The 22440-nt window shown below is 57.9% G+C and carries 22 protein-coding genes and 2 tRNA genes; 12 read left to right on the top strand and 12 right to left on the bottom strand.

Translation table 11 applies throughout. The features are described from left to right. Window positions 1-203 precede the first annotated feature (203 nt). Complete coding sequence (locus tag QT222_RS20550; protein WP_491478228.1) at window positions 204-788, bottom strand: BGTF surface domain-containing protein; 585 nt, start codon at window positions 786-788, stop codon at window positions 204-206. A gap of 91 nt (window positions 789-879) precedes the next feature. Next, on the bottom strand, window positions 880-1419 hold the full coding sequence (locus tag QT222_RS20545; RefSeq protein ID WP_004059289.1) for an LURP-one-related family protein: 540 nt from the start codon (window positions 1417-1419) through the stop codon (window positions 880-882). 128 nt (window positions 1420-1547) lie between these two features. Here QT222_RS20545 and QT222_RS20540 point away from each other — a divergent pair, with 128 nt between their 5' ends. The 3 genes from QT222_RS20540 to QT222_RS20530 all read left to right on the top strand — a co-directional run bounded on the left by QT222_RS20540 (window position 1548) and on the right by QT222_RS20530 (window position 5693). Then, the gene (locus tag QT222_RS20540; protein ID WP_491478227.1) at window positions 1548-2051 is read left to right on the top strand and encodes a hypothetical protein; all 504 of its coding nucleotides are present in this window, start codon (window positions 1548-1550) and stop codon (window positions 2049-2051) included. Window positions 2052-2213: 162 nt separating this feature from the next. Further along, window positions 2214-4007 carry a site-2 protease family protein gene (locus QT222_RS20535; protein WP_004059291.1) on the top strand — a complete coding sequence of 598 codons (1794 nt, stop codon included), beginning with the start codon at window positions 2214-2216 and terminating at the stop codon, window positions 4005-4007. Between the two features lie 150 nt (window positions 4008-4157). Next, a complete protein-coding gene (locus QT222_RS20530) occupies window positions 4158-5693 on the top strand; it encodes a heme-binding protein (RefSeq protein ID WP_004059292.1) in 1536 nt (511 codons plus the stop codon). 30 nt (window positions 5694-5723) lie between these two features. Here QT222_RS20530 and QT222_RS20525 read toward each other — a convergent pair whose 3' ends face one another. The 6 genes from QT222_RS20525 to QT222_RS20500 form a co-directional block, all read right to left on the bottom strand. Beyond that, a complete protein-coding gene (locus tag QT222_RS20525; RefSeq protein ID WP_004059293.1) occupies window positions 5724-5972 on the bottom strand; it encodes a DUF8151 family protein in 249 nt (82 codons plus the stop codon). Between the two features lie 42 nt (window positions 5973-6014). Further along, on the bottom strand, window positions 6015-6482 hold the full coding sequence (locus QT222_RS20520; protein ID WP_004059294.1) for an SHOCT domain-containing protein: 468 nt from the start codon (window positions 6480-6482) through the stop codon (window positions 6015-6017). A gap of 67 nt (window positions 6483-6549) precedes the next feature. Further along, complete coding sequence (locus QT222_RS20515) at window positions 6550-8703, bottom strand: alkaline phosphatase PhoX (protein ID WP_491478226.1); 2154 nt, start codon at window positions 8701-8703, stop codon at window positions 6550-6552. Between the two features lie 142 nt (window positions 8704-8845). Further along, window positions 8846-9298, bottom strand: a complete 453-nt coding sequence (locus tag QT222_RS20510) for a hypothetical protein (protein WP_004059296.1) — start codon at window positions 9296-9298, stop codon at window positions 8846-8848. 252 nt (window positions 9299-9550) lie between these two features. After that, complete coding sequence (locus tag QT222_RS20505; RefSeq protein WP_004059297.1) at window positions 9551-9721, bottom strand: hypothetical protein; 171 nt, start codon at window positions 9719-9721, stop codon at window positions 9551-9553. Further along, window positions 9721-10794 carry an aldo/keto reductase gene (locus QT222_RS20500; protein WP_004059298.1) on the bottom strand — a complete coding sequence of 358 codons (1074 nt, stop codon included), beginning with the start codon at window positions 10792-10794 and terminating at the stop codon, window positions 9721-9723. Before QT222_RS20500 ends, QT222_RS20505 begins: the two co-directional genes overlap by 1 nt. Before the next feature lie 192 nt (window positions 10795-10986). Between QT222_RS20500 and QT222_RS20495 the strand changes: the two genes are divergently transcribed. The 3 genes from QT222_RS20495 (at window position 10987) to QT222_RS20485 (ending at window position 12639) form a co-directional block, all read left to right on the top strand. Beyond that, window positions 10987-11904, top strand: coding sequence for an acyltransferase (locus tag QT222_RS20495; protein WP_491478225.1), 918 nt, complete (start codon window positions 10987-10989; stop codon window positions 11902-11904). Between the two features lie 207 nt (window positions 11905-12111). Next, window positions 12112-12408, top strand: a complete 297-nt coding sequence (locus tag QT222_RS20490; RefSeq protein WP_004059300.1) for a DUF7577 domain-containing protein — start codon at window positions 12112-12114, stop codon at window positions 12406-12408. 51 nt (window positions 12409-12459) lie between these two features. After that, window positions 12460-12639 carry a hypothetical protein gene (locus QT222_RS20485; protein ID WP_004059301.1) on the top strand — a complete coding sequence of 60 codons (180 nt, stop codon included), beginning with the start codon at window positions 12460-12462 and terminating at the stop codon, window positions 12637-12639. Window positions 12640-12693: 54 nt separating this feature from the next. On the opposite strand, the gene QT222_RS20480 is transcribed toward QT222_RS20485, so the two are convergent. Together QT222_RS20480 and QT222_RS20475 are read right to left on the bottom strand one after the other, a co-directional pair. Continuing rightward, window positions 12694-13164, bottom strand: coding sequence for a hypothetical protein (locus QT222_RS20480; protein WP_049917471.1), 471 nt, complete (start codon window positions 13162-13164; stop codon window positions 12694-12696). Window positions 13165-13707: 543 nt separating this feature from the next. Continuing rightward, a tRNA-Gly gene (locus QT222_RS20475) sits at window positions 13708-13778 on the bottom strand. A 162-nt stretch (window positions 13779-13940) separates the two neighbouring features. Between QT222_RS20475 and QT222_RS20470 the strand changes: the two genes are divergently transcribed. Beyond that, complete coding sequence (locus QT222_RS20470) at window positions 13941-14771, top strand: NAD+ synthase (RefSeq protein ID WP_004059303.1); 831 nt, start codon at window positions 13941-13943, stop codon at window positions 14769-14771. Between the two features lie 30 nt (window positions 14772-14801). On the opposite strand, the gene QT222_RS20465 is transcribed toward QT222_RS20470, so the two are convergent. Continuing rightward, the gene (locus QT222_RS20465) at window positions 14802-15515 is read right to left on the bottom strand and encodes an enoyl-CoA hydratase/isomerase family protein (RefSeq protein WP_491478224.1); all 714 of its coding nucleotides are present in this window, start codon (window positions 15513-15515) and stop codon (window positions 14802-14804) included. A gap of 60 nt (window positions 15516-15575) precedes the next feature. Between QT222_RS20465 and QT222_RS20460 the strand changes: the two genes are divergently transcribed. From QT222_RS20460 to QT222_RS20450, 3 genes are all read left to right on the top strand, one after another. Further along, a complete protein-coding gene (locus QT222_RS20460; protein ID WP_004059305.1) occupies window positions 15576-16253 on the top strand; it encodes a DUF7114 family protein in 678 nt (225 codons plus the stop codon). Window positions 16254-16331: 78 nt separating this feature from the next. Then, window positions 16332-16403: transfer RNA gene (locus QT222_RS20455), tRNA-Thr, on the top strand. A gap of 646 nt (window positions 16404-17049) precedes the next feature. Next, window positions 17050-17970: a DNA adenine methylase gene (locus tag QT222_RS20450; RefSeq protein WP_491478223.1), complete on the top strand. Its 921-nt coding sequence runs from the start codon at window positions 17050-17052 to the stop codon at window positions 17968-17970. Between the two features lie 5 nt (window positions 17971-17975). On the opposite strand, the gene QT222_RS20445 is transcribed toward QT222_RS20450, so the two are convergent. Further along, entirely contained in the window at window positions 17976-19076 is a 1101-nt protein-coding gene (locus tag QT222_RS20445; RefSeq protein WP_491478222.1) for a hypothetical protein, read from the bottom strand. 1398 nt (window positions 19077-20474) lie between these two features. On the opposite strand from QT222_RS20445, the gene QT222_RS20440 reads away from it, so the two are divergent. Together QT222_RS20440 and QT222_RS20435 are read left to right on the top strand one after the other, a co-directional pair. Next, window positions 20475-21209 carry a hypothetical protein gene (locus QT222_RS20440; RefSeq protein WP_491478221.1) on the top strand — a complete coding sequence of 245 codons (735 nt, stop codon included), beginning with the start codon at window positions 20475-20477 and terminating at the stop codon, window positions 21207-21209. Between the two features lie 416 nt (window positions 21210-21625). Next, window positions 21626-22440 (top strand): hypothetical protein (locus QT222_RS20435; RefSeq protein ID WP_491478220.1); only part of this gene is annotated, 815 nt, incomplete at its 3' end.

Below are 22440 nucleotides of genomic sequence, written 5' to 3'. Positions count from 1 at the left end.
CTTCTTCGCCGCTGGGTACCGCCTCTTCTTCGACGACACGCAGGGGCCGCGCCTCGGCGAGTTCCTCGGTGAGTTAGAACAGGACTTCGTCGTGACGCGTCTCCGTCGCGAGGACTGAAAAGACCGAACGCGTCGGGTTTCGCCCGTCTCGGTCTCGGACGCCGACGTTCGGCTATTCGTTCGTTTTACTTGGGCCGTTTTGATTATGAACGTCGCCCGGCGAGGAACGCGACCGCACCGACTGCAGCAAGTGCGAAGACGGCGGTTCCGATGCCGAACCCGGGGACCATGATTCCGATGCCGTCTTTTTCTGTCGTCTCCGTCCCGGCCGCCGTTTCGTTCGTCGAGTCTGCGGTTTCGGTTGTCGTCGATTCGGTATCTTCGACGACGACACCCTCGGCTTCAACCTGGTCATCGTCCGTGGACGGCAGAAGAATCTCGGCAGTAACGGTGAACGTTCCCCCGTCTGGTGCCTCGGAGAAATTGAATGCGGCAGAGAAGTTTCCGTCCTCGCCAACGGTGGTCTCTGTCGTCTTGAGGAACCGTGGATCCGTGTCGTCAGCTGACACAACGCGAAGGCTGACGTTGGTTCCCGGTTCGAGGTCGCTCGTCGCGCGAATCGTCTGGTTTTCCGCTGGTTGCACCGTCACCTTTCCGTCTTCGGTTACAAACGACACCGACGAATTCGAAGTCTCTGCAGTAGCAACTCCAGTGCCGCCGACCACTGCACCGATGAGCACAGTAGCGACGAACAGCAGGCGAACTGCGTCTCTGATTCGCTCAAACATGTCAAGTATAATGCCATGCTAACCGACAAATAGTTGTCGGATTGCTATTTTGATTTTAGACCCGTCGCCGGCGAAGTATCGTCCCGCTCGGTTAGTTCTCTTCGATGGCGTCGATCACCACGGCACCGACGACGAGGAGACGCGGGTCTATCTGTTCCGTGTCGATATCGATGGTGTACTTGTCCCGGAACGAGAACGCCTCGTCGATAGAGCCGACCGGCTTGCCCGTCGCGTTCTCGATACGGTACGAAAAGGGGATGAGCGTCGTAAGGACACGCCGGGCGATGGCCATCGGGACGTTGTCTTCGACGATTCGGCCGACGACAGACCCGTCCGGGCCGAGCAGTTGGTAGGTGTGTTTTGCGAACGAGAACGCGCCGCGTTTGACCGCGCCGACGCGCTCGCCGGTCTGACTGTCGACGATATCGTAGGCTGCGGACACGTCGAGGACGCTGTCCGCCTTCACGCGGAATCGCTCGTCGCCGCTGTCGTAGTCGTTCAGTCGGAAGTCCTCCTTGAGTTTGAACTTCTTTTTCTTCGCGGAGAGGATGGGCGTGTCATTCTCGTAGACGACGTATTTCGTGCCGATAGAGACTTTCTGACGGACTTCGTAGCGGGAACTCTCGAACATGGGTTGTGGTGGTCCCGGTATTGGATAAAAACCTTTCTGGGGGACGACTTATGTCTGTGTCCTGCGTACTGGAACGCAGGTTCGCTCCCCGCGAGCGACCCGCCGCGGCCTCGCCGCAGTGATTTCACATGTCTCTCATCGACTTCATCCGGTCTGCCGAGGAATCGCAAGACGAACCAGACGTCGAACTCGAGGAGTTAGACCCCGAATCCACCCAGGCTGACGTTGCGGACGACGAATCTTCCGGCGGACGCTCCTACGGTCGTCTGTTCCTCGGGGGACTTTTCCTTGCTGGCGTCGCCTACGTTATCTACCGGACTCGCTCGTCATCTGATAGTTCCTTCACCGACATCGAACTCGAAGAGGAAACAGTCGACGTTGCTGAAGACGCGACAGTTACCGTCGAGCACGACCCTGACGAGGATGCGGCCGTCGAAGAGTCGGAGGGAGACGCCGAGACGGACGAGGCTGCTTCGGATGACGAGTCCAGTGAATTCGGCGAGTCTGATGAATCCGACGAGTCTGCGTCTACCGAATCTACGTCTACCGAGTCCGACGACGATGGTGGCGTCGAAGTCGAAATCGAGTCGTCCGGTGACAACGGTACCGACGGCGACGAAGACGACGCGTAACGTCGCAGCCGAGTTGCGTTCGTTTCCAATTCCTGGACTGGAACAGTGACATCTTTCTCGCTCTGAAGGAGTGACATTCTCCCCATCCTGAAGACGGGGCGTTAGCGTTCACCGCGCAGATAACCCGAACGCCTTTTGGCGCGCGTCGCTTCCTTCCGGGCGATGAACACGTTGCAGTGGATCCTCGCCGGATTCATCGCTTACTCTCTCCTTGCGGCGCTGTTGCGTGCTCGCGGGGTTCTCCCCGAGTACATTCGCGTCCAGGGTCCCCTCATGACGGTTCACACCCGTCGCGGCCGCGAACTCCTCGACAAACTCGCCTCTCCAAAGCGGTTCTGGCGTGCGTGGAGTAACATCGGCCTCGGTGTCGCCCTCGTCATTATGGTCGGGTCGTTCGTGCTCTTAGTTTATCAGGCGGTCTTCATCGTCTCCAATCCGCCCGCCCCGACGCAGGTGAACCAGCCGCAGAACTTCCTCGTTATCCCCGGCGTGAACGACTTCCTCCCGTTGTCTGTCGCCCCGGAGATTCTCTTCGGTCTCCTCGTCGGTCTCGTCGTCCACGAGGGAGGCCACGGCGTCCTCAGCCGTGTCGAAGGTATCGACGTGGAGTCGATGGGTGTCGTCCTTCTGACGATTCTCCCCGTCGGTGCATTCGTCGAACCGTCCGAAGAGAGCCAACGTCGCGCCGAACGCGGCGGGAAGTCTCGGATGTTCGCCGCCGGCGTGACCAACAACTTCGCTGTCACCGTCGTTGCGTTCGCTCTCTTGTTCGGCCCGGTTATCGGTTCAATCTCCGTCGCACCGGGGGTTGCTGTCTCCGGTGCGTACTCGGGGTCACCCGCCGATGTCGCGGGTATTTCCAGCGGCGACCGTGTGACTGCCATCGAAGGAACGCCGGTCAACACGACACAGGAACTCGACGCGGCACTTCTCTCGGCCGACGACCAGACCGTCACGGTCGAACTGGACGGCGAGCGAACAGTCTCAGTCACGAGAGAACTCGTCGTCGCCGGTTCCGTCTCCGGAAATCCGGCGAATCTCACGGTCGAGTCGGGAGGTGACCCGCTCCGCGTCACGGCCGTCAACGGGACGCCCGTCTCGACCCAAGCGGAGTTCGAGGCGGCTGTCGGTGACTCTCGGTTCGTCCGTCTCGACACGTCCGTCGGCGAGCGAACGATTCCGGTCGGCGCGTACATCACGAACATCGCGAAGAACGAATCGCTTTTCAACGCGGTAGGGACGACCGACCCACTCATTATCACCGCGCTCGACGGTGCGCGAATCACCTCGTCGACCGACTTACAGGAGGCACTCGACCGGACCGAACCGACTCAAACTGTCCCCGTCGAAGTGTACCGCAATGGCTCTTTCCAGACGTACGACGTGACGCTCGGGGAGAACCCACAGGACGGAAACGGCTTCCTCGGGGTCAACATCTTCCCGGGAACGAGCGGGCTTCTCCTGACGGACTTCGGGACGCAGGAGTACCCCGCGGGAACGTATCTCTCGCTCCTCGGCGGTGACGGCGGCGACGGTTCCAGCGGCGTCGCTAATGGATTGACCGGTTCGCCTCTTCAACTCGTCTACGTGTCGCTCCTGTTACCCCTCGCATCCGTCGTCCTCGGAATTCCGAACTTCCCCGGTTTCACTGGCGACATCATCAACTTCTACCAGGTCGGTGGACCGCTCGGCTTCCTCGGTGGCGGCGTCTTCCTCCTCGCCAACCTCCTGTTTTGGACGGCGTGGATTAACCTCCAACTGGGGCTTTTCAACTGTATCCCCGGCTACCCGCTCGACGGCGGCCGCATCCTCAGAACTGCGGCGGAGGCCGTCGTCTCGCGGCTTCCGGTCGACGACCCGCATACCGTGGTCCGAACCATTACGACCTCTATTGGCCTCACGATGCTCGCGTCGCTGCTCCTCATGATATTCGGGCCGACGGTCCTCGGCGGCTAGTCGCGTTCCCGCCTTCGATTCTGACTCCGATTGCTGCTCTTTTTGAACGAAAATGACTGACGTAGCGCCGGTTCACCGGCGAAGCAATCGTTTCCCGCATCACGAAAACGACTCGCAACTTCAATACCGGATGCCTCCTTATCACCGGGTATGGTAGAGGCCCCACAGACCGACGAGGGCTGGTTTGCGCTGCACGACTTCCGAACAGTCGATTGGGACGCGTGGCGCGACGCGCCCGAGCACGAGCGCCGCCGTGCCATCGAGGAAGGTGTCGCCTATCTCAATTCCCACGAAGCGGTCGAAGACGCGGCGGAGGGTACTTCGGCCATCTTCTCCGTTCTCGGCCACAAGGCCGACTTCATGGTCGTCCACTTCCGTCCGACGCTGGACGACATCTCCCGCGCAGAGCGGCAGTTCGAACAGACTGCGCTTGCGGAGTTCACCGAGCAACCCACCTCGTACGTTTCCGTCACCGAGGTTTCGGGCTACGTCTCGGACGACTACTTCGAAGGCAACAAGGAGGACATCGACACCGGTCTCCTGCGCTACATCGAGGGCAAACTCCAGCCGGACATCCCAGACGACACCTACATGTCGTTCTACCCGATGTCGAAGCGTCGCGGCGAGAAACACAACTGGTACGACCTGCCGTTCGACGAGCGCCGCGAACTCATGTCGGTCCACGGCGACACGGGCCGCAAGTACGCCGGGAAAATCAAGCAGGTCATCGCCTCCTCCGTCGGTTTCGAGGAGTTCGAGTGGGGTGTCACGCTCTTCGGTGACGACCCGACCGACATCAAGGACATCGTCTACGAGATGCGCTTCGACGAGGTGTCGGCGAAGTACGGCGAGTTCGGCGAGTTCTACGTCGGTCGCCGCTTCCCGCCGTCCGACCTCGGCGCGTTCCTCGCGGGCGACGCCGTCCCGACGAGCGAGTTCGGCGATGAATCGCACCACCACGCACACGCGCACGGAGAGGGTGGCCATCACCACGGTGAGGGCGGACATGCCCACGGTGAAGACGGTCACCATCACGGCGAGAGTGGACACGGCCACGGCGAAGGCGGCCACCACGGTGGAGACAGCGACGACGAGGCCGACGAGACCGACATCCGGGGCCAACTCGACGACCTGAACATCTACGCGGGCAAGCCGCACGGCGAGGACGTGTACGCGACGGTCCTCTACTCCGAAGCCGACGCCGACGAGGTCTTCGAGGAGGTCGAAGGTCTCCGCGGGAACTTCGACCACTACCCGACGCACGTCAAGACGGCCGTCTACGAGGCCAACGACCGCGACCGCAACGCAGTCGTCTCAATCTGGGAGACGGCTTCGGCCGCCGAGACGGCCGCCGGATTCCTCTCGGAACTCCCCGGCATCGTCGAACGTGCCGGCGAAGAGTCCGGATTCGGGACGATGGGGATGTTCTACACCGTCAAGCCCGAACACCGCGAGGACTTCGTCGAGAAGTTCGGCGTCGTCGGCGGTCTCCTCGACGACATGGACGGGCACTTCGACACGGACCTGATGGTCAACCTCGAAGACGAAAACGACATGTTCATCGCCAGTCAGTGGCGCTCGCAGGAGGACGCCATGGGCTTCTTCCGCTCCGACGAGTTCCGCGACACGGTGCAGTGGGGCCGTGACGTGCTGGCAGACCGGCCGCGACACGTCTTCTTGGCGTAAGGAAACGGCCAGAAATCGCTTTTTTCGGTGCTATGTGAGGTCCGCACGAACGGCTCGTAACTTCGGCCAGAACTTGTCGGTCCCGAGGAGATACGCGAAGTAGAGAACCGCCAGTCCCATCACGACCGCCCACGCGCCGAGTTCGGTGTTTCCGTGTTCGACCGTGAGCAGGCCGAACCGTTCGATGTACGCGCCGGCGACCGAGAGCCCCGCGCTCCCGACTCCGAAAACGGACAGTTCGAGAAGGTCAGGGAGTAGTTCGACGATTGAGAGACGCATTATCGACCGTCACTTGGTGGAAACCTGTGGGTCTTTCGGTCGCTACTCGGATTCTAGTTCTTGTTCTCGCCGCGAGGCGTATTCCTGCGCGGATTCGACTGTCTCCGTCTCCAGCAGTTTCGACAACTTCGCTTCGAACTGGGCTTCGGTCAACTCGCCGTTGGCGTACCGCTCGCGGAGTGCGTGCAGCGACCGGGTCGCGTCGGGTTCGGCGGACGCGTGGTGGCCCTCGTGCGTCTCGCGCTGGCCGGATTCCTGGCGCGCCACAACAAAATCGACCGCGTAGGAGTAGATGACGCCGAGGACACTGCCGATGACCGAAAAGAAAATGAACGTCGAGGCGACGGACCAACCGCTAGCCAGTGCGACCACCGCGAGGAAGGTGCCGAGACTGATGCCGAACCGTAATGGATACGCGTAGACGAACGACCTGAGACCGTAGTCACGGAGGATATCGAGCGACGAATGGGCCTCCTTGGAGAGTACCGCTCCGATTCGTTCGAGGACCATTACTCAGAAGATGTCCACGAAACAACAAAAAAGCGTCGCTGGAGCGTTCGTGGGTTTTGGTTGATAGCTACAGTAGTCGATTCCGCCCTCGGCCCCGACCCCGACCGGGATTGTCGTCGTCGTGACCGTCGGGGTCGTTTCCGTGGCCTCGGTCGTCATCGTCGTAGTCGTCGTCATCACCCGGGTCGTCGCCGCCTCCAAGACCGTCTTCCGGCGTGTAGACGTACAGACAGTCGTTTTTGTACGACCGGCCGAACTGGTCGGCGTCTTCACAGCAGAGCACGCGGCCGTCGTCCATCACGTAGACGTTGTCGACGTTGATGAGCGCGTCGTCGGCGACGGATGCGGGGTCGCTTGCGTCCGGGCCGACGATGACGGGTTCGAGCGTCGAGACGTTGTAATCGGATTCGAGTTGGCCGCGGTAGACGACGCCGCCGTCGACACGGTTCAGTTGGATGTCGCCCGTCTCGTTCGACATGTCGTCGTTGAGTTCCGAGATGCCGAAGTAGACGTAGTCGCCGGGGCCAGCCTCCTCGATGCTGTCGATACCCTCGGCTTTGTTGAACTCGATGGTGGCACCGATTTCCTTTGCCGCCGCACGGGTTTCGATGAACGGGACACGGCGGAGGTCTTCGTCCACACCGTCGGGACCGCGCGTTTCGTACTGGTCGGCCCACTCGACGATTTCCTCGTCGGTGACGTAGTCACGGTTGCCGTTTTCGACGACTGCTCTGTCGGCGGCTTCGATGATTTCGGGGGTGACCTCGTCGCCTTCCTCCCAGTCCGTGTGCGTTTCGAGGTAGTCGACCTGCGTGATGTCGTCGTACTCCGCAATCCACGACTCGACTTCGGCGTTGCTCGCGTAACCGAGTTCGACCCACTCGATTTCGAGGTCCACGTCGGCCGCCGGGCGTTCGACCGCGGCGTCTCGGTTCGTCACGTAGGGTGCATAGAGCGTGCCGGCGACGTTCATCGGGTCGTCGTAGCTCGGAATCGGCCTGTCGGCGACGAACTTGTAGATTCCCTTGCTGTCGCCGTCGGAGGCGAGATACACCGTCCGCTCGTCGGACTGCACGTCGGGGCACTCCCACGCGGCCCGGCCCATCGCGTAGTATTTGACGGGGTCGGGCGTCTCGGCGGCGGGCTCGCGGAAGTCGACGATGTAACCGTAGCGGTACGGATTCGGATACTCGTCACCGATGGGCGTCAGGTCGTTACCGTCGCTCGATTGGTCGACCTGTTCGGCCCCGAGGTAGTACGCGAGGAGTTCGACACCGGTGAGTGCCCAGTTCCCCTGAACGTACCACGAGTCGTCGTAGTACTCGTCGACCGCACTTTGAATCTCGCTCGGGTTCGGACGGTTCCAAAACTCGTTCGCGCCGCGGAGTCCTTTCCCGGTCCCCTTCTCCACGATATCGCCGACCGACGCGGTCAGGGAGATTCGCGGATGGCTGTAGTTCTCCTCGGCGGAGAGCATCGTGTTCCACGGACTCAGGTCGCCGTAACAGTTGATACGAGTCCCACCGAGTTCGCGGAACGCCTCGGTGTTTGCGAGGTTGAGCGCGTCGTCAAGGTCGGCCTCCCACGACCCGTCGCCGTTCTGACTGAGCGGAATCCGCGAGATGTTCCCCGGGCTTGCCTCCCAGTTCGTAAAGAGATAGCCCTCGGTCCCGTCGTCGTTCGTGGCGACGAACTGGTTGCAGTCGGGCGTGTAGCCGGCATCGGCGTACTGCGACCCGTCGAAGTTTCCGCTCGTGATGTTCGTTCCGTCCGGCGTTTGCGGGACGCCGAGCAGTTCGGTCCGGTCATTTATCCGGTCACGCTCGCGGGCCAATATCTCGTAGTCGCCGGCGGCGGACCGGACCATCCGTCGTTCTTCGTTCGTCCCCGGCGTCGATAACTCCTCGAAGTCGTCGTCGCCGTCGAACGAGAACTGAAATCCGGAAAAGTAGCCGATAGCGGCTTTGTCGTAGGGTGCCGGATTTTCGCGGTCTGGATGTTGAAGACTGTACAACGGGGTCCCGTCGTTGAACACGAACGGGCCGGTCACTTCGGCACCGAACGCCGTCGTCGAAAACCGCTTGAGTTCGCCCCGGACGAGCGGTGCTCGCGGTGTGTCCGGGTCTTCAGGCTGCGTTGCTCCTCCAACACCGGCCACGCTCGCCCCCAGCGCAGCAGCGACCGATGTTGCCATGAGATTTCGTCGAGTGAACTCGACCATGCAATTGTGTACTCGGAATCATCTATACTTTAATTTTATATTATTCAAAATAAGATGTATTGTCCCGACTAGAGCAGTCTATGGAATATATACCGTCTGTTGACCACTCGTGTCAAACCCACAGGATACCGATACGGTCCTGCTACCTCGATTCAGTCACTGACTGGCCGTCGCGTTCGAGTTCTTCGACACCATCCCGAATCTCCTGTGCGCGACGGCGAACGGCCGCGATGTAGCGCTCGATGCGTGCTCGCTTTTTCCCATAGAACGACGCGACCCAATTGATGTCCGTGTACGGTTGGGTCAAGAAATACGCCGCCAGCGTGTCGCGTCCGGCTTGAATGACCTCTGGTGGGACCCCCCGCTCTCCCGTTCCCGCCTCGACGAACCCATTTACATCGAAGTAGACATCTGCGTACAGCGTTGCGAGTTCCGGGTCGTCGAACTCGATACCCTCGTGTTCCGGCGCGTGGAACCGGTATCGCCGTTCACCCGTGTCTGGCGCGGTGTACTCGACGATTCGAACGCCGAGGACGTACTCCTCGTACAGCATTTCTGAGTCCTCACCGGTCGTGGCTTGTTCTGGCTGCGACATGGCTCTGTGATAGTTCGTCGCCGACGCACGGGCGGTGCATCGAGGCGACCGTATCGGTGACGTTCTCGGCCACGCCTGTAGTAGATTTATATGTAGGGTATATACTACTTCAGAGCGGTCTACAGTTCCCTCGGTCCCCGTCGCTATCGGTTCGGTTCCACGTTGAACCCGGCCGAAAAAGCAGTTTTCCCCGTCTACTCTGCGGCTTGCGTCAGGTAACGCCGGGTGAGTGCGCTACGGAGGGGTCACCGGTCAGCGCCCGTCTTGGATGTATTTCGCGACGCCGAAGACTCCAGTGAGAAGCGTCGTGACGACCCACTTTCCGGCATCGTCGCCCCGCTTCTTCGCGTCGAGACGCACCAGCCACGCGAGCACGATGTGCACGACGGCGGTAATCCCAAGGACGGTTCGCAGTCGAACCATCAGGCTTCGTTGCGTGCGCCTTCTGCGACGCGCTTGTCGAGTCCGGCGGCGCGGATGTCGTCGCCATCGACGGAGGAACGGAGAGAGTCCATCCCGTCGAAGCGGTCGATGCCGAAGTTATCCTCGTAGAGGTCGGCAACGCGCTGCATCTCTTCGTCCGTGAGTTTCGGCACGTCGGAGGCTGCGGCCCACTCGTCGATGTCGTCTTTCGTGCGGAACGTCGGCGTGACGGCCGCAGTTTCGTCGAAGCCGAGGAGGTAGGCGATGGACGCCTGCGCCATGGTGCGTTCTCCATCGCGTTCGAGGAAGCGGAGTTCTTCGAGTTTCTCCCACCCCGTCTCGTACCACTCGTCGGGGCGGAAGCCGCGGTGGTCGCCGGTGCCGAGTTCGGTTTCGGGACGGACCTGTTCGTTCAGGAGACCCGAGGAGTGCGGGACGCGCGCGATGAGGCTCGTCGGCGAGCCGGTTTCTTCGATGGTGTCGAGGAAGTGGTTGCCAACGTCCTGTTCGAAGGCGTTCCAGACGATTTGGAGGGCGTCGAACTCCTCTTCGATGGCCATGTCGCCTTCTGCGAGCCAACCGATAGAGGGACCGAGTGCCCAGCCGGTGGCCTTGATGAGACCTTCTTCTTTCAGCTCATCGAGCGCTTCGAGTACGTCGGGTGTGACCTCGTCCACGTTCGCGTTGTGGAGTTGGAGGAGGTCGACGTACTCCATGTCGAGTCGTTCGAGGCTCTTTTCGGTCGCTTCGCGGACCCACTCGCCGGTGATTTCCTTGGGGAGTTCGCCGTGACCGGCCTGCGGGTTGTTGTAGAAGTCGTAGCCGATTTTGGTGGCGACGGTGACCTCGTCGCGGTAGTCGGCGAGCGCCTCGCCGACGACCTCTTCGGAGTGGCCGTGGCCGTACACGTCGCCCGTATCGAAGAAGTTGATGCCCTGGTCGATGGCGTAATGGAGCATCTCGATGGAGTCTTCGTCGGAGCGGTCGCCCCACCAGTCGGTCCCGACGACCCACGCACCGAAGCCGACCTCGCTGACTTCGATACCGGAGGTGCCGAGTTCGCGGTAGTGCATGGGCGGGCCTACGAATTGGGGTGACTTATTCCGTGTGTTTTGTTCCCGTAGACTGGGAACCGCTGCAACTCGCGCACCAACCACATTCTGACCTGTCTGGCTCCCAAAACCAGTGAATATTGCTCGTATAGCGCCTGTGTCGGGCTGTGCACAACCGAATTCATTTGAACGTCGGTGGCCAATCGTGGTGCAATGACGAAGGTCCACGTTTCGCTTCCGGAGGACGCCGAAGCCGGGCTACAGGCGTTCATCGACGAGGTTGACGAACGTCTTGCTTCGGACGAAGACACGTGTTCGGTCGTCCGAGACACGCTTATCGACCTGTTTGGTGACCGCGAAGCGTGGGAACGGTGGCAGAGCGGGAAGCCCGTTTCACCGGCGACTCGCGTCCGCCTGCAGGGCTACGATCCGTGCAATGCGACGCTCGAAGCCGAATATTACGCTGAAAAGGACGCGGAGAAGTTCAAACGCTCGAAGCACCTCCAGTGGCTCTGGCGGCAGTTCGACGCCACGCCGATGGCCGACAACGTTGATTTCGCCCTTCGGTTCCGACAGATGCTCGCCAAGCACCTCTTCGAGGAGGCGGGCGACAACCTCCGTATCTTCAAGGGCGTTACCTTCTCCTACGGCCACAACATCTCCGTCGGCGACAACACGGTCATCCACGACGACGTTCACCTCGATGACCGCGGGAAACTCACCATCGGCGACCGGGTCTCTATCTCCGACAGCGCCCACATTTACAGCCACTCTCACGACATCGTCGATCAGACCGAGGTTCGAAACTACCACACGACGATTGGCGACGACGCGCGCATCACCTACGACGCGATGATAAACGCCGGCGTCTCGGTCGGGGAGAACGCAATCGTCGGCGCTCGGTCCGTCGTTCAGGGGGACGTGCCCGCGCATCACATCGCGGTCGGGTCGCCGGCCAAGAGCGTGAAAATCAAACCCGGCTTCGAAGACGTGGCCGAGCCGCTCGATGCCGGCGGCGAACGCCGAGCCGACGAGCGAGAACTCCCGTACGACCTGCCGGATGCTATCGATACCTTCGACGAGTTCGACCGTGACGTTGGCAAGCCGGTTCAGCCGCACCGGACTGAGTAGGTTCCCGTCACTTCGCATGCTGAAGTCGGTTGGCAACTGACTACCTTTCTTTTCCCTTTCGCTTGTTCGAAGTCGTACGAATTCTTTACACCCACTAACAGGGCTGATGTCGTGGTGTTCTATTCGTCGCGACAGTAGCTTTCGGTACAGCAAACGCTGGGAACGACCGAAGAACCGATATATCATGCTAACGTAGAACAATGTGTGATGGACGTCTGGGGTTGGATTGTCATCTACGCCCTTGGATTGACCCTGCTCCAGCTATTGGTTTACCGCTACCTCCTCAACGGCGGGGAACCAACAATCGGAGATAGCTCCGGCCGTGACTCCGACCGCTCGGAGCGGTACGTTCACCCCGAAATTGCCGCCTCCTTCGAGGAGCGTTCCCGGACTGGCGTGCAGACGACGCCGACGGGTGAGCGCATCTGTCCGAACTGCGGGGCTGAAAACGAGGCTGACACGACCTTCGACCTCTGTTGGAACTGCACCCGACGCATACGCTGATTGGTCTCGGCCGAGTCCGTTTTACCGCACCCTCGACAACCTACATGTATCATGGCCGACGACGAAGCACTCCACGGGGAAATCGACGCACTCGCCCGCGACGTCGAGCGGGCGATTTTGGAATTCGACTCGGCCCTCCAACGCCACGACCGGATTCGGCAGACCGCCCGTGAGCCGGTCTTTCGCTCCGAGACGGTCGAGTTCGACGACGTACAGGAGCTGTTTTTCTAATCGTGAGCTCGCCGTGCGACTGAGTGGGCGCTAATCGGTCCGTAACGTGTTTCTCTACTCCTCTTTTTCGTCAGTCTCCTCGTCTAATAGCCGATCCCCGTACTCAGGGAGCACGCAGTACTGAGACACGTATCTATCAGAGATCCATACACACAAGCCAAGAAACCCAATCCCAAATCCGTAGAAAAAACCGCTGTGTGCAGTCGCATCAAGTTCTATGCCGTATATCGCTTCTGTTAGGTTCTGTATCGCGATGAATAGCGGTAGCCAGAGTAGGAATCCTATTACTACAGGTCCTCGACTCATGTTCCACAGCACCAGGCTTTCCGTACTCGACTCCGCTTCGCAGCGTGCCGAGTAGATACTCACTGACTGGGCCGGTCGTGGAAGGGGAAGTTTCCGCCGTAACAGTACCAGTCCGCCGCAGATTCCCCATTGGATGAGTGTCTCCCACAATACGCCGACGCTCATCGTTGATAGAAGTTGGTAGACGGGGACTGTTATGGGTGTGAATACGATGAGCACGAAAATCGGCTCTGAGAAAGTCCGCTTCAACTTTTCAAAGCGAGAGATAGTCGACTGAGTCACTGGATTTTGGTAGCGGCCGACGCTAGCTTAAGCATTCTCCTCAAAATATCAATTTCTGTTGTTCCACTTCCCCACCGAGACGATGTCTCGCTGAGAGTCCCACGAGCAACGCGAGTGGGGCGTCGGCGAAACGAAGTCTCGCCGGAAGTGCGCCGACCGGGACTGAGCAAACCGAAGGTTTGCGAAGGTCGGTCGGCAACCGACCGGAGGGAGTGCGCCGACCGGGAATTGAACCTCACTCGCAACGCTTCGCGTTGCTCGCTGGTTCAGATTCCCTTCGTGTCGCATCTCTTCACTTCACGGGACTCGGAACCTGACGGCTCCTCGTCTGGTTCTGTTCAGAAGATGCGCCGACCGGGAATTGAACCTCAGTCGCTCACTTCGTTCGCTCCTTGATTCAATTCCCTCTTTGGTCGCATACACACTCGACAGGGACGAGCAACACGCTTCGCGGTTGCTCGTCCGTTGTCTCGGTAGAAATGCGCCGACCGGGAATTGAACCCGGGCTTCGAGCTTGGGAAGCTCGTGTCCTACCACTGGACCATCGGCGCTCATTACATTCGCCCCGTGCGACCAACTGAAGCAAAAACCCGTAGACTGCGGGGACACTTGAACATAGCGCTTCACCCGACGGGTGCGACCCGAACTGGACGCCTGTCCAGTGACCCTGCGCGACGAGTGACTATTTGGCCTCCGAGTCCTAATCGGATTTCATGACAGATGTCGACGTTCTCTCGGAGGACGCACCACTCGACCTTCGTCTCTCCGACGCCGAACTCGAAGCACACCGCGAGCACATCACGACGTTCATCCGCGACGCCGTCGAGGCCGCGGGTGCCGACGGTACTGTTCTCGGGCTCTCCGGCGGCATCGATTCGACGCTCACCGCCTTTCTGGCGGTCGAAGCACTCGGTGAGGAAGGCCTCCACGGACTCATCATGCCGAGCGTAGCGAACGCCGATGACATGATGAGCGACGCCGAGGGCGTCGCCGAAATGCTCGGCATCAAATACGACGTGGTCGAGGTCCAGCCTATCGCGGAGACGTTCTTCAATACCTTTCCCGAGGCGGCGAACGACCGCATGGCCGCGGGGAACATCTACGTCCGCGCTCGCGGTGTCCTCAACTACTTCGTCGCCAACCACGAGAACCGAATCGTCCTCGGGACGGGCAACCGCTCCGAAGCGCTCACGGGCTATTTCACGAAGTACGGCGACCAAGCGGTCGACTGCAACCCCATCGGTAACCTCTACAAACAGCAGGTTCGCCAGCTAGCCGCCCACGTGGGCGTGCCTGAAGACCTCGTGATGCAGACCCCCTCCGCCGAGATGTGGTCCGGACAGACCGACGAGAAGGAACTCGGCCTGACGTACGACGTGCTCGACGCGATTCTCGCGCTCCATATCGACGGCCCGCTCTCGAAATCCGCAACCGTTCGCCACCTCGACGTGACCGAAGCCCAAATCGACCGCGTCGTGGAGCTGTACGAGCGCAGCGCCCACAAACGTTCGATGCCGCCAGCACCGTCGCCGCTCAATCTTTAGGGCCTTTCCCGGCTCCCCGTTCCGGGTCGGCTATTCTTCTCTCGATGCTGCGATGTCGTCGACGTTCGCCCGGTGGAGTTCGGCGAACCCCGCCGCCTCGTCCTCGAATTGCTCGTCGTCTGGGCCGCGGTCCCGGAGCCGTTTTTTGATGATGCGGAGTGACTGGTGGTCGTTGTCGGCCATCGAAGCGGCAACCTCGCGTGGGTCGTCTACGATTCGAGAGACGAGACCCATCTGAAGGGCTTCGTCGGCGTCGACGACACGGCCGGACAGCGAGAATTCGAGGGCGTGACCCTCGCCGACGATGCGAGGGAGGCGAACCGTTCCACCCCACGCCCCGAAGAGACCAAGCCGAACACCCGGTTCCCCGAGTGTCGCCCGCGAGGTCGCCACTCGCACGTCGCAGGCGAGCGCGAGCTCGACGCCGCCGCCTCGGGCCGCGCCGTCGATACCGGCGACGACAACCGAATCGGACGCCTCGATAGTGTTGGCGACGCGCTGGCCCAACCGGGCGAACGCCTCGGGGTCCGGAAGGCCGGCGTCGCTGTCGAGACTGGCAACACTGTCGAGGTCGGCACCGGCACAGAACGCCGCCCCGCTCCCGCGGAGCAGCACGACCGGGGCGTCCGTCTCCTCGATTGCGTCTTCGAGGGCTTCGAGGTCGGTCGGTCTGAGTGCGTTTCGTCGTCCCGGTCGGTCGATAGTCACGACCCGGAGGTCGCCGTCGTCCGTCGTCCGTATCATACGACCGTTGTGCCGTGGTTTTCCAAAGGTCTTTGCCCTCCCAACCGTAAGTCTCGGCCGATGGACGACGCCGTGCGAGCCCGTGAGGCTGCGCGTGAGGCCCTCTCTGATATCGAACCCGAAGCCCTCCGTGCGACGCTGGACGAACGCCTCGACGCCGCCTCCCTGACGCCGGCGGTGCTCACTTTCGTGAGCGCGCGGGCTGTCGAACCGAAGGTTGACCTGAACGGCATGGCATCCCGAGCCGCCGGAGTGCAACTCATCTACGAGGGGCTTCGGCTCACTCGCCTGCTCTCTCAGGACGAACCGTGGGCGCACCTCGACTCTCCCGAGGACGACACCGACGCCGACCTGGACATCCTCGCCGCGGACGTGCTGGTCTCGCGCGGGTTCTATCTCCTCGCTCGGACCGAGGCGGCCAACCACGCCGTCGAGACGGTCCGGGCCTTTGGTCGCGACCAGACACGACTTCAGTCCCTTCCGGAGTCGGAGCAAGCGGCGCTCGACAGCAACTTAGAGGTGAACATCTGCACGCTCGCCGTCGTCGCCGGAACGACTGCCGTCGGGTCGCCCCCGCCGACCGCGCTCGTCGAGTACGCGGCTGGCTTAGCGGAGACGCACGACGGGGACCTCCCCCCGGCTGCAGAGACGGTCTCCGAATCGACCGTCGAGCGTATCGCAGCACTCTACCGCGGCGGCGCGGGTGACGACCCAGTTACGTCGATGGCCGACCGCTAATCGACATACGCTACCACGGTACCGGGCCGTCTCGAATCGAAACCCCTAAAGAGTAACCCGGACAACGAAGGAATGCGTGCCTGGGTAGCTTAGCGGTAAAGCGCGTCCTTGGTAAGGACGAGAGCCCGGGTTCAAATCCCGGCCTAGGCTTGCGCCAAAGGCGCAGACTGTAATTCACAGACTGCGCCCTTCTATCATAACTTTTCCGCCGATTAGCGACGACAAGGATACCCGTTTTTCGGCGTACTTTACCGGCAAATAGTGGTGGAAAAGGACACCCGCGAGCGCAACTACCCTGTGCCGTAGGCGGTTTTCTGGAAATGACTGGTTTTCAGCGAGAACACGGCTCTCGGTAGCGGCTTGGGGTTGTGACATGAGACGAACGCGCAGGGCGTCGAATATCGTTAGTCCGTCTCAGAATTTTTGGTGATTTTCAGCAGTCCATATAGGCTTCAGGACTAAGCGGTTATGCCCTCTGCCAAACGAAACTTCCGCCAACTTCTGTCTTTGATACCTCTCCTTGCTCCTCCAATTCGTGTAAGCGTCTATATGCTAAGTCGTAAGAACAACCAACGTTCTCCGAAACCTTGGATGTCGTCGCTGTTTCGATTGCACTGACCGCCTGCAAGAACGCCTCAACGGGGAACTCTTTCCGGTATCGGCCCGTCTTTTCGTCACGGTCAGGTGTCACTATTTTCGGATTGTGTTTTCTACTCTTAATATCGCCCGGAACGCCCGCCTTTCAAGATTGATTGAACGGGAAACTTATCAACCATGACGCGGCTACTCCAAGGTAATGGCACAGCCGGTTCTCAAGTGGGCAGGTGGCAAGAGGCAGTTGTTAGATGAATTGTATGCCCGATTTCCCGAAGACTACGAACACTTCCACGAGCCTTTCTTTGGCGGTGGCGCTCTATTCTTTGACCTTGAACCGGAGAACGGGACTATTAACGATACAAACACTCGTCTCATCAACTTCTACAAAACGGTACGTGACTCTCCTGAAGAACTCATAGAGCGGCTACGGTCGTACAAAGACCCGGAATCTGCCCCCGACGAGAACCGCGACTACGCCGAAACCAATCACAAGGGAAGGGAGATAAAGAACTACTTCTACCAACAACGAGCCATATTCAACAAGCGGCCATACGGCGACGACTTCGACTCTTTGGAAGAAGCCGCTCTTCTTCTTTATCTCAACCGCACCTGCTACAACGGTCTTTACCGGGAGAACAGTAGCGGAGGCTTCAATACACCCATTGGCCGGTACTCCAACCCGGATTGGGTACAGGCCGAACGTATCAGAGAGGTCAGTAAGGTACTCGAAAATACGGCGGTATTCAATCGAGACTTCGAGTATGTGGTTGAATACGCAGAACCGGGCGATTTGGTCTATTTCGACCCGCCGTATGAACCTATGAGTCCAACTGCGTACTTCACCGATTACAGCGCAGACGGCTTCGGGCAAGAAGACCAAGAGCGTTTGCTTGAAACGGCACAGGAACTCGACGAGAAGGGGGTGTACGTTATTCTAAGCAACAGTGGGGTCATGCACGATATGTACGACGAAGCCGGGTTCTCTGTCGAGATTGAAGGTGCAACAAGAGCAATCAACAGTGACGGGGAGAATCGTGACGAGGTAGACGAGATTATCGCCACGAACGTACCAGAATCAGAACGTCGGCAGGCTGGCCAACAGACGCTTGTGGATTACTAACTGTATTACAGCGTGTTCTGGTCCGGGTCAACCGTCGTCTCAACTTTATTAATCCATCCTTGGTACTTCTCCGGGATATAGTCGTCAAATGTGCTGGTGAAACCCGGTGGTGAGTAGATATAGAGGGTCACTTCCTGTGCTTTCTCCCCAAGTCGGTTATCTAACCACTCCGCATATCGTTTCATCTGGAGTGAGGCGCTCTTTCCTGCGGGTTTTGTACCCCGACTTGCGTACTTCAGTTCGATAATCTTGTTCGGGAATGTCCCGTCGTTGATTCTACTGTCGGTGTAGTAACAGACGTCTGCCTTGTCCATATGCTGTGGCGGTTTGTAGGGACAGACCGGAACCTGACGGCACAGAAGCGAGTCTTCCTCTGGTCGGAGAGTATCGGGTAGTAGTTCTGGATTTGCCAATACAGAAGCCTCAAGATGGGATTCGTCCTGTACCTCAGTTACAGAATTGGGGCCGTACTCGTTCCGATACGGGACTGGTTCTCCTTCCAGTTCAACCTGCTCGTCAGAATTCGGTTCAATCTCACCAGCAATTTCATCCTTGTCTTGGAAAATTTCGAGGAGCATTTCTGTTTCCCGGTCGGTCAAGGTGCAGAATCCCATCCCTTCCATACTGTTGGACGGCATTGGGTACGGATACTCAGACAGGTCAATGTAGAACTGGTCTGATGTGATGTACCGCCCTGCCAAACCGTGATTGTCCTCGAATTGGATTAGGAACGGCTGGCACTTTTCCCCCCTACCCGTTTCAAACAGCCCCTTACCTTCTACCGAGTCGTAGCGGTCTGACTCGTCCCAAACAACAGGCGCGTCTGCTTCTCGCCCGAGCGGGCTGTATTGTCCGTTGATGTAGAACGCCGGCCCGTCACCATCGCTAATCAGTTGTCCTCCATAGTAGATTTCGCGTTCGAGAAAGAAGAAAACGTGTCTCCCTTCCCGACAACTTGTGTAGTCAGCCAAGGTATTGAAATGGCGGCTTTGGCTTGACGGGGCTTCGTACTCTGGAGTCATATGCTGGCCGTACACTCCCTTGTCGAGGTACAGTCGGAGCGTGTCCTTATCGTAAAGCGTGATGAACAAACCACCGTTATCCATAGCCGCGAAAAGACGGTTCGTTTACATAAGCGGCCTTTAAAGAGGCATTGAAGGGCTACACAGACTCCGAACAGTGGAATTCTCTGTTGATTCAGACCCCCTTGCGTCAGCAGGAACGCCAGCAACTCGCCGTTTGACTGATTTCATCCATGTTGGTTCCCATTGACTGTTTGTGGCTACCAAATAAACAAACTCTATGTTCATACCGAAATATTTATGATTCTCCATGAGAATATATTAGTGAGGAACAACACCCAGAGAGGCTTCTTTCCTCAGTGTGTTCCTGTGGACGCTCGCTTACGGCGTCCAACTCGATTCAAACCGGCGGAACGTCGGTAGGTAAGCCAAGTAGTCTGTCCGTTTGAGGTCATGGTGGCTATCCGTTGGGTAGCCGTCTCGCTCACCTGTTAGGGATGGTCGGCGGCCTTACGTCGAGGTCAATCTGTGGAACACAACACGGAGCGACTGACGACCGCGTAAGGCGACTAACAGCCGTTAGGTAGAGTCCGAAGCAGGCGCGGCCAAGGGGCAAACCCCACCGATGGGGTAGCTTCTAAGGCCGTTCTATGTCTCTCGAAACAGTCGAATTTCAAACATTATCCTGAAAACGGCGAGAACGGCCCGTGATGTGTTCCCTGTTCCGTAACCGGCCACTTACAGCCGGTCACGCAAGAGTCGTATCTGCGGAGCGTTCTTGACGATGACCGGTCACAATCGGCCAGTTGATTATGGAGCGGTAGTCAAGTGCGATACCAGTGGTGTCCAGTCGTTCGATTCTATTGATTGGATTCCTACTTCTTGCCGGCTACAATTCACTTGTATTCAACAGACTGTGTACCTGTTCCCTTTCCCGGTTAACTATGACCGGTATTACTGACTGCAAGTAGTAACTGGAATACTTCGTATCCCTTGCGTTCTTGACGTTGACCGGAATATGATTGACAGGTAGTGATTTTACAGTGAGTCCACTGGGAGAGCAGAGGGTATCCCACTGGTACTACTACTTGTATGACAACGGTAGTGTCACACTTAACCGGAGATTCTGACTGGCAGAGTACCCAACAGTGCCCATGCCCTACGATGTGTCTCAGAGGCTCTGTCGCGCTCGCTACGGCGTTCCGTATTCTCTTGAGTGTCTTTACGTTGACTGTCTGGAACGGCGTAGTGAGGGAATCTGTGGCTTCTCGGGGATGTTCGGCCCGCTTATCTATTTGGAATCTGATGAATTAATAAATAAATCTTTAAGAAGTTTACTTTTCGCAGGTCTTCGTAGATTTCAGAGGGAAAGAACTGACCAAGGGTATGGAGCGTTGCGGCGTTCTTGCGGTCGCCAAGTTCTGTAGGAAGTCGTTTGGCTCCGCACAATACCTAAAGAGGTAGAAATCATCTTTGTCTGATATGAGCGAAGGTGAGCGAAATATTGTGGACATACACGAGGAGATTGAGGGTCTCAAAGGAACTGAATTGCTACGGGAGATGGAGAGCATTGAAACCTCACTCCAGATTCTAATGGGAAATTATCATCTAATCAATCATGCAGAGGAAACTTTCGAGGAGAAGGGCCTAGAACTGTTTAGTCAACAAAACCGGGATGAGATGGACGAATTCCAAGTCGAGTACCTGAGAAGGCTACACAACTATGTATCATCTGTATATTCTCTCGTGAAGCATAGTCAACGTGTAGTCAACAAATACGGCGACGACGATTTTTCAAAGCACTATTCAGATGAACTTCAAGACCGAGACCTCGTAGAAAAAGGCGAATTCCTTCGACAGTTGAGACACTACACGCAGAAACGGAAACTGCCACCAATTTCATCAACAATGTCGTGGACTCGGGAAGAAGGGGAGACGGAGTTTGACATAGTAGTTAATAAAGAGGATATGCTGGACTGGGACGGGTGGAACAAAGACGCACGAAGTTATCTTGCGGCTTTGGATGAAGAAATTGACTTAGATGAGCAAATCAACGGGTATCAAAGCGAGATAACAGACTTTTACGGTTGGTTCTTCCGGTATATGCAGAACTATTTCCATGAAGAACTCGATGAACGTGAAGAGTTAGTGGAAGAAGCCCGTGGGATTCTGGAAGAAAACCACCCAGACCTCTTAGAGTCCTACGAGACAGACTGAATCCTGTCCCGCAGTCCTTTCCATACAAAGGATTGCGCTCAATGCGAAGTAACCGTTACCCGCTGTAGAACGAACTAGGTGTATCACCCCAAGCGGAGTGGTCGCCGTAAACTACAATATCTGGAGCAATTCGCTTTGATTGGCTGGACTTAATTGCCTCAACGTAGTCCTCACTCAACGAGACAAACTCATAATCTTCTCGCCCGGGCTCATAGCAACGCAGCAGACCGTCGTATTCGGTATGTGCGACAGTCGTGAATTCTTCTCCGTCCTTGATTGAGTCTACTTCATTTTTCCCTTTAGAACTGAGTCTAATCTGGACACTCATACATAACAATGATTTCTGCTGTCACTTGAACCCCCTCCGATTGTGTTGCGGCACTTCTATTATGGTGATTCTTTAACACTCTCTAAGCATGGCCTCTCTTGGTTTGTATGCCGCTCTCGCAACTACTGCTGGTGTATTTGTCGGGTTTCTTAATGCGTATCTCGTATCACGAATTTCTGGACTGAAGGGGGAAAGAAAGCGAATAGAACAGAGGGTAAGGAGCATTGACGCCCGTTTGGAACCTCTCATGGCTCACCGAGACTGGCGTGATGACCAAATTTCAGGACAGGTTGACAGGCGAGCTCAACAACAAGCAGTAGATGACATAGAGCGATTCATAGACTATCACGTTGGAGATGAGTGGTCACCGAATCCTGATGATTTGACTCTCGGTGTGGTTTTGGATGGTCTTACAGACTATTTGGGCCAAGAAAGGTCAGAGTTGACAAATTACCATATCGAGGAAATTCGCGAACGTTGGGGGGAAATTCAAGACAAACTCCGTCCTTCGGGTGGTGGCGGCCTATTTGGGATGGGTGCAGATATGCCCAACATTGCAATCGATAGTTCCACACAGGCGGTGCGTCACCAGATTGAGACCCAATGGGAAATTTATGACCGAACTTTGCTCGACAGACGAAACGCAGATTTTGCGAGTGTGACGACAGAAATCGAAAGCCTTCGGGAGGAGAGAGGAAGATTGGCTCAACAGTATGATGGTGCAGACCCCACCGAATTAGTTGATGGCGTCACATCGACTGGATGGGCAATTGTATTATCGATAGGAGTTCCGTTGGCCATTTACCTATTGCACGCAATTGAATTGACTCTCACAATTCCATTTGGGGACATCATAGAACCAATCCTCGTCTTTGTATCGTGGTCATTTGGACTGATATTGAC

The organism is Haloferax sp. s1 (assembly GCF_058382125.1).
The sequence above is the reverse complement of the archived record's forward strand: the minus strand, read 5'-3'. Positions and strand labels throughout refer to the sequence as shown.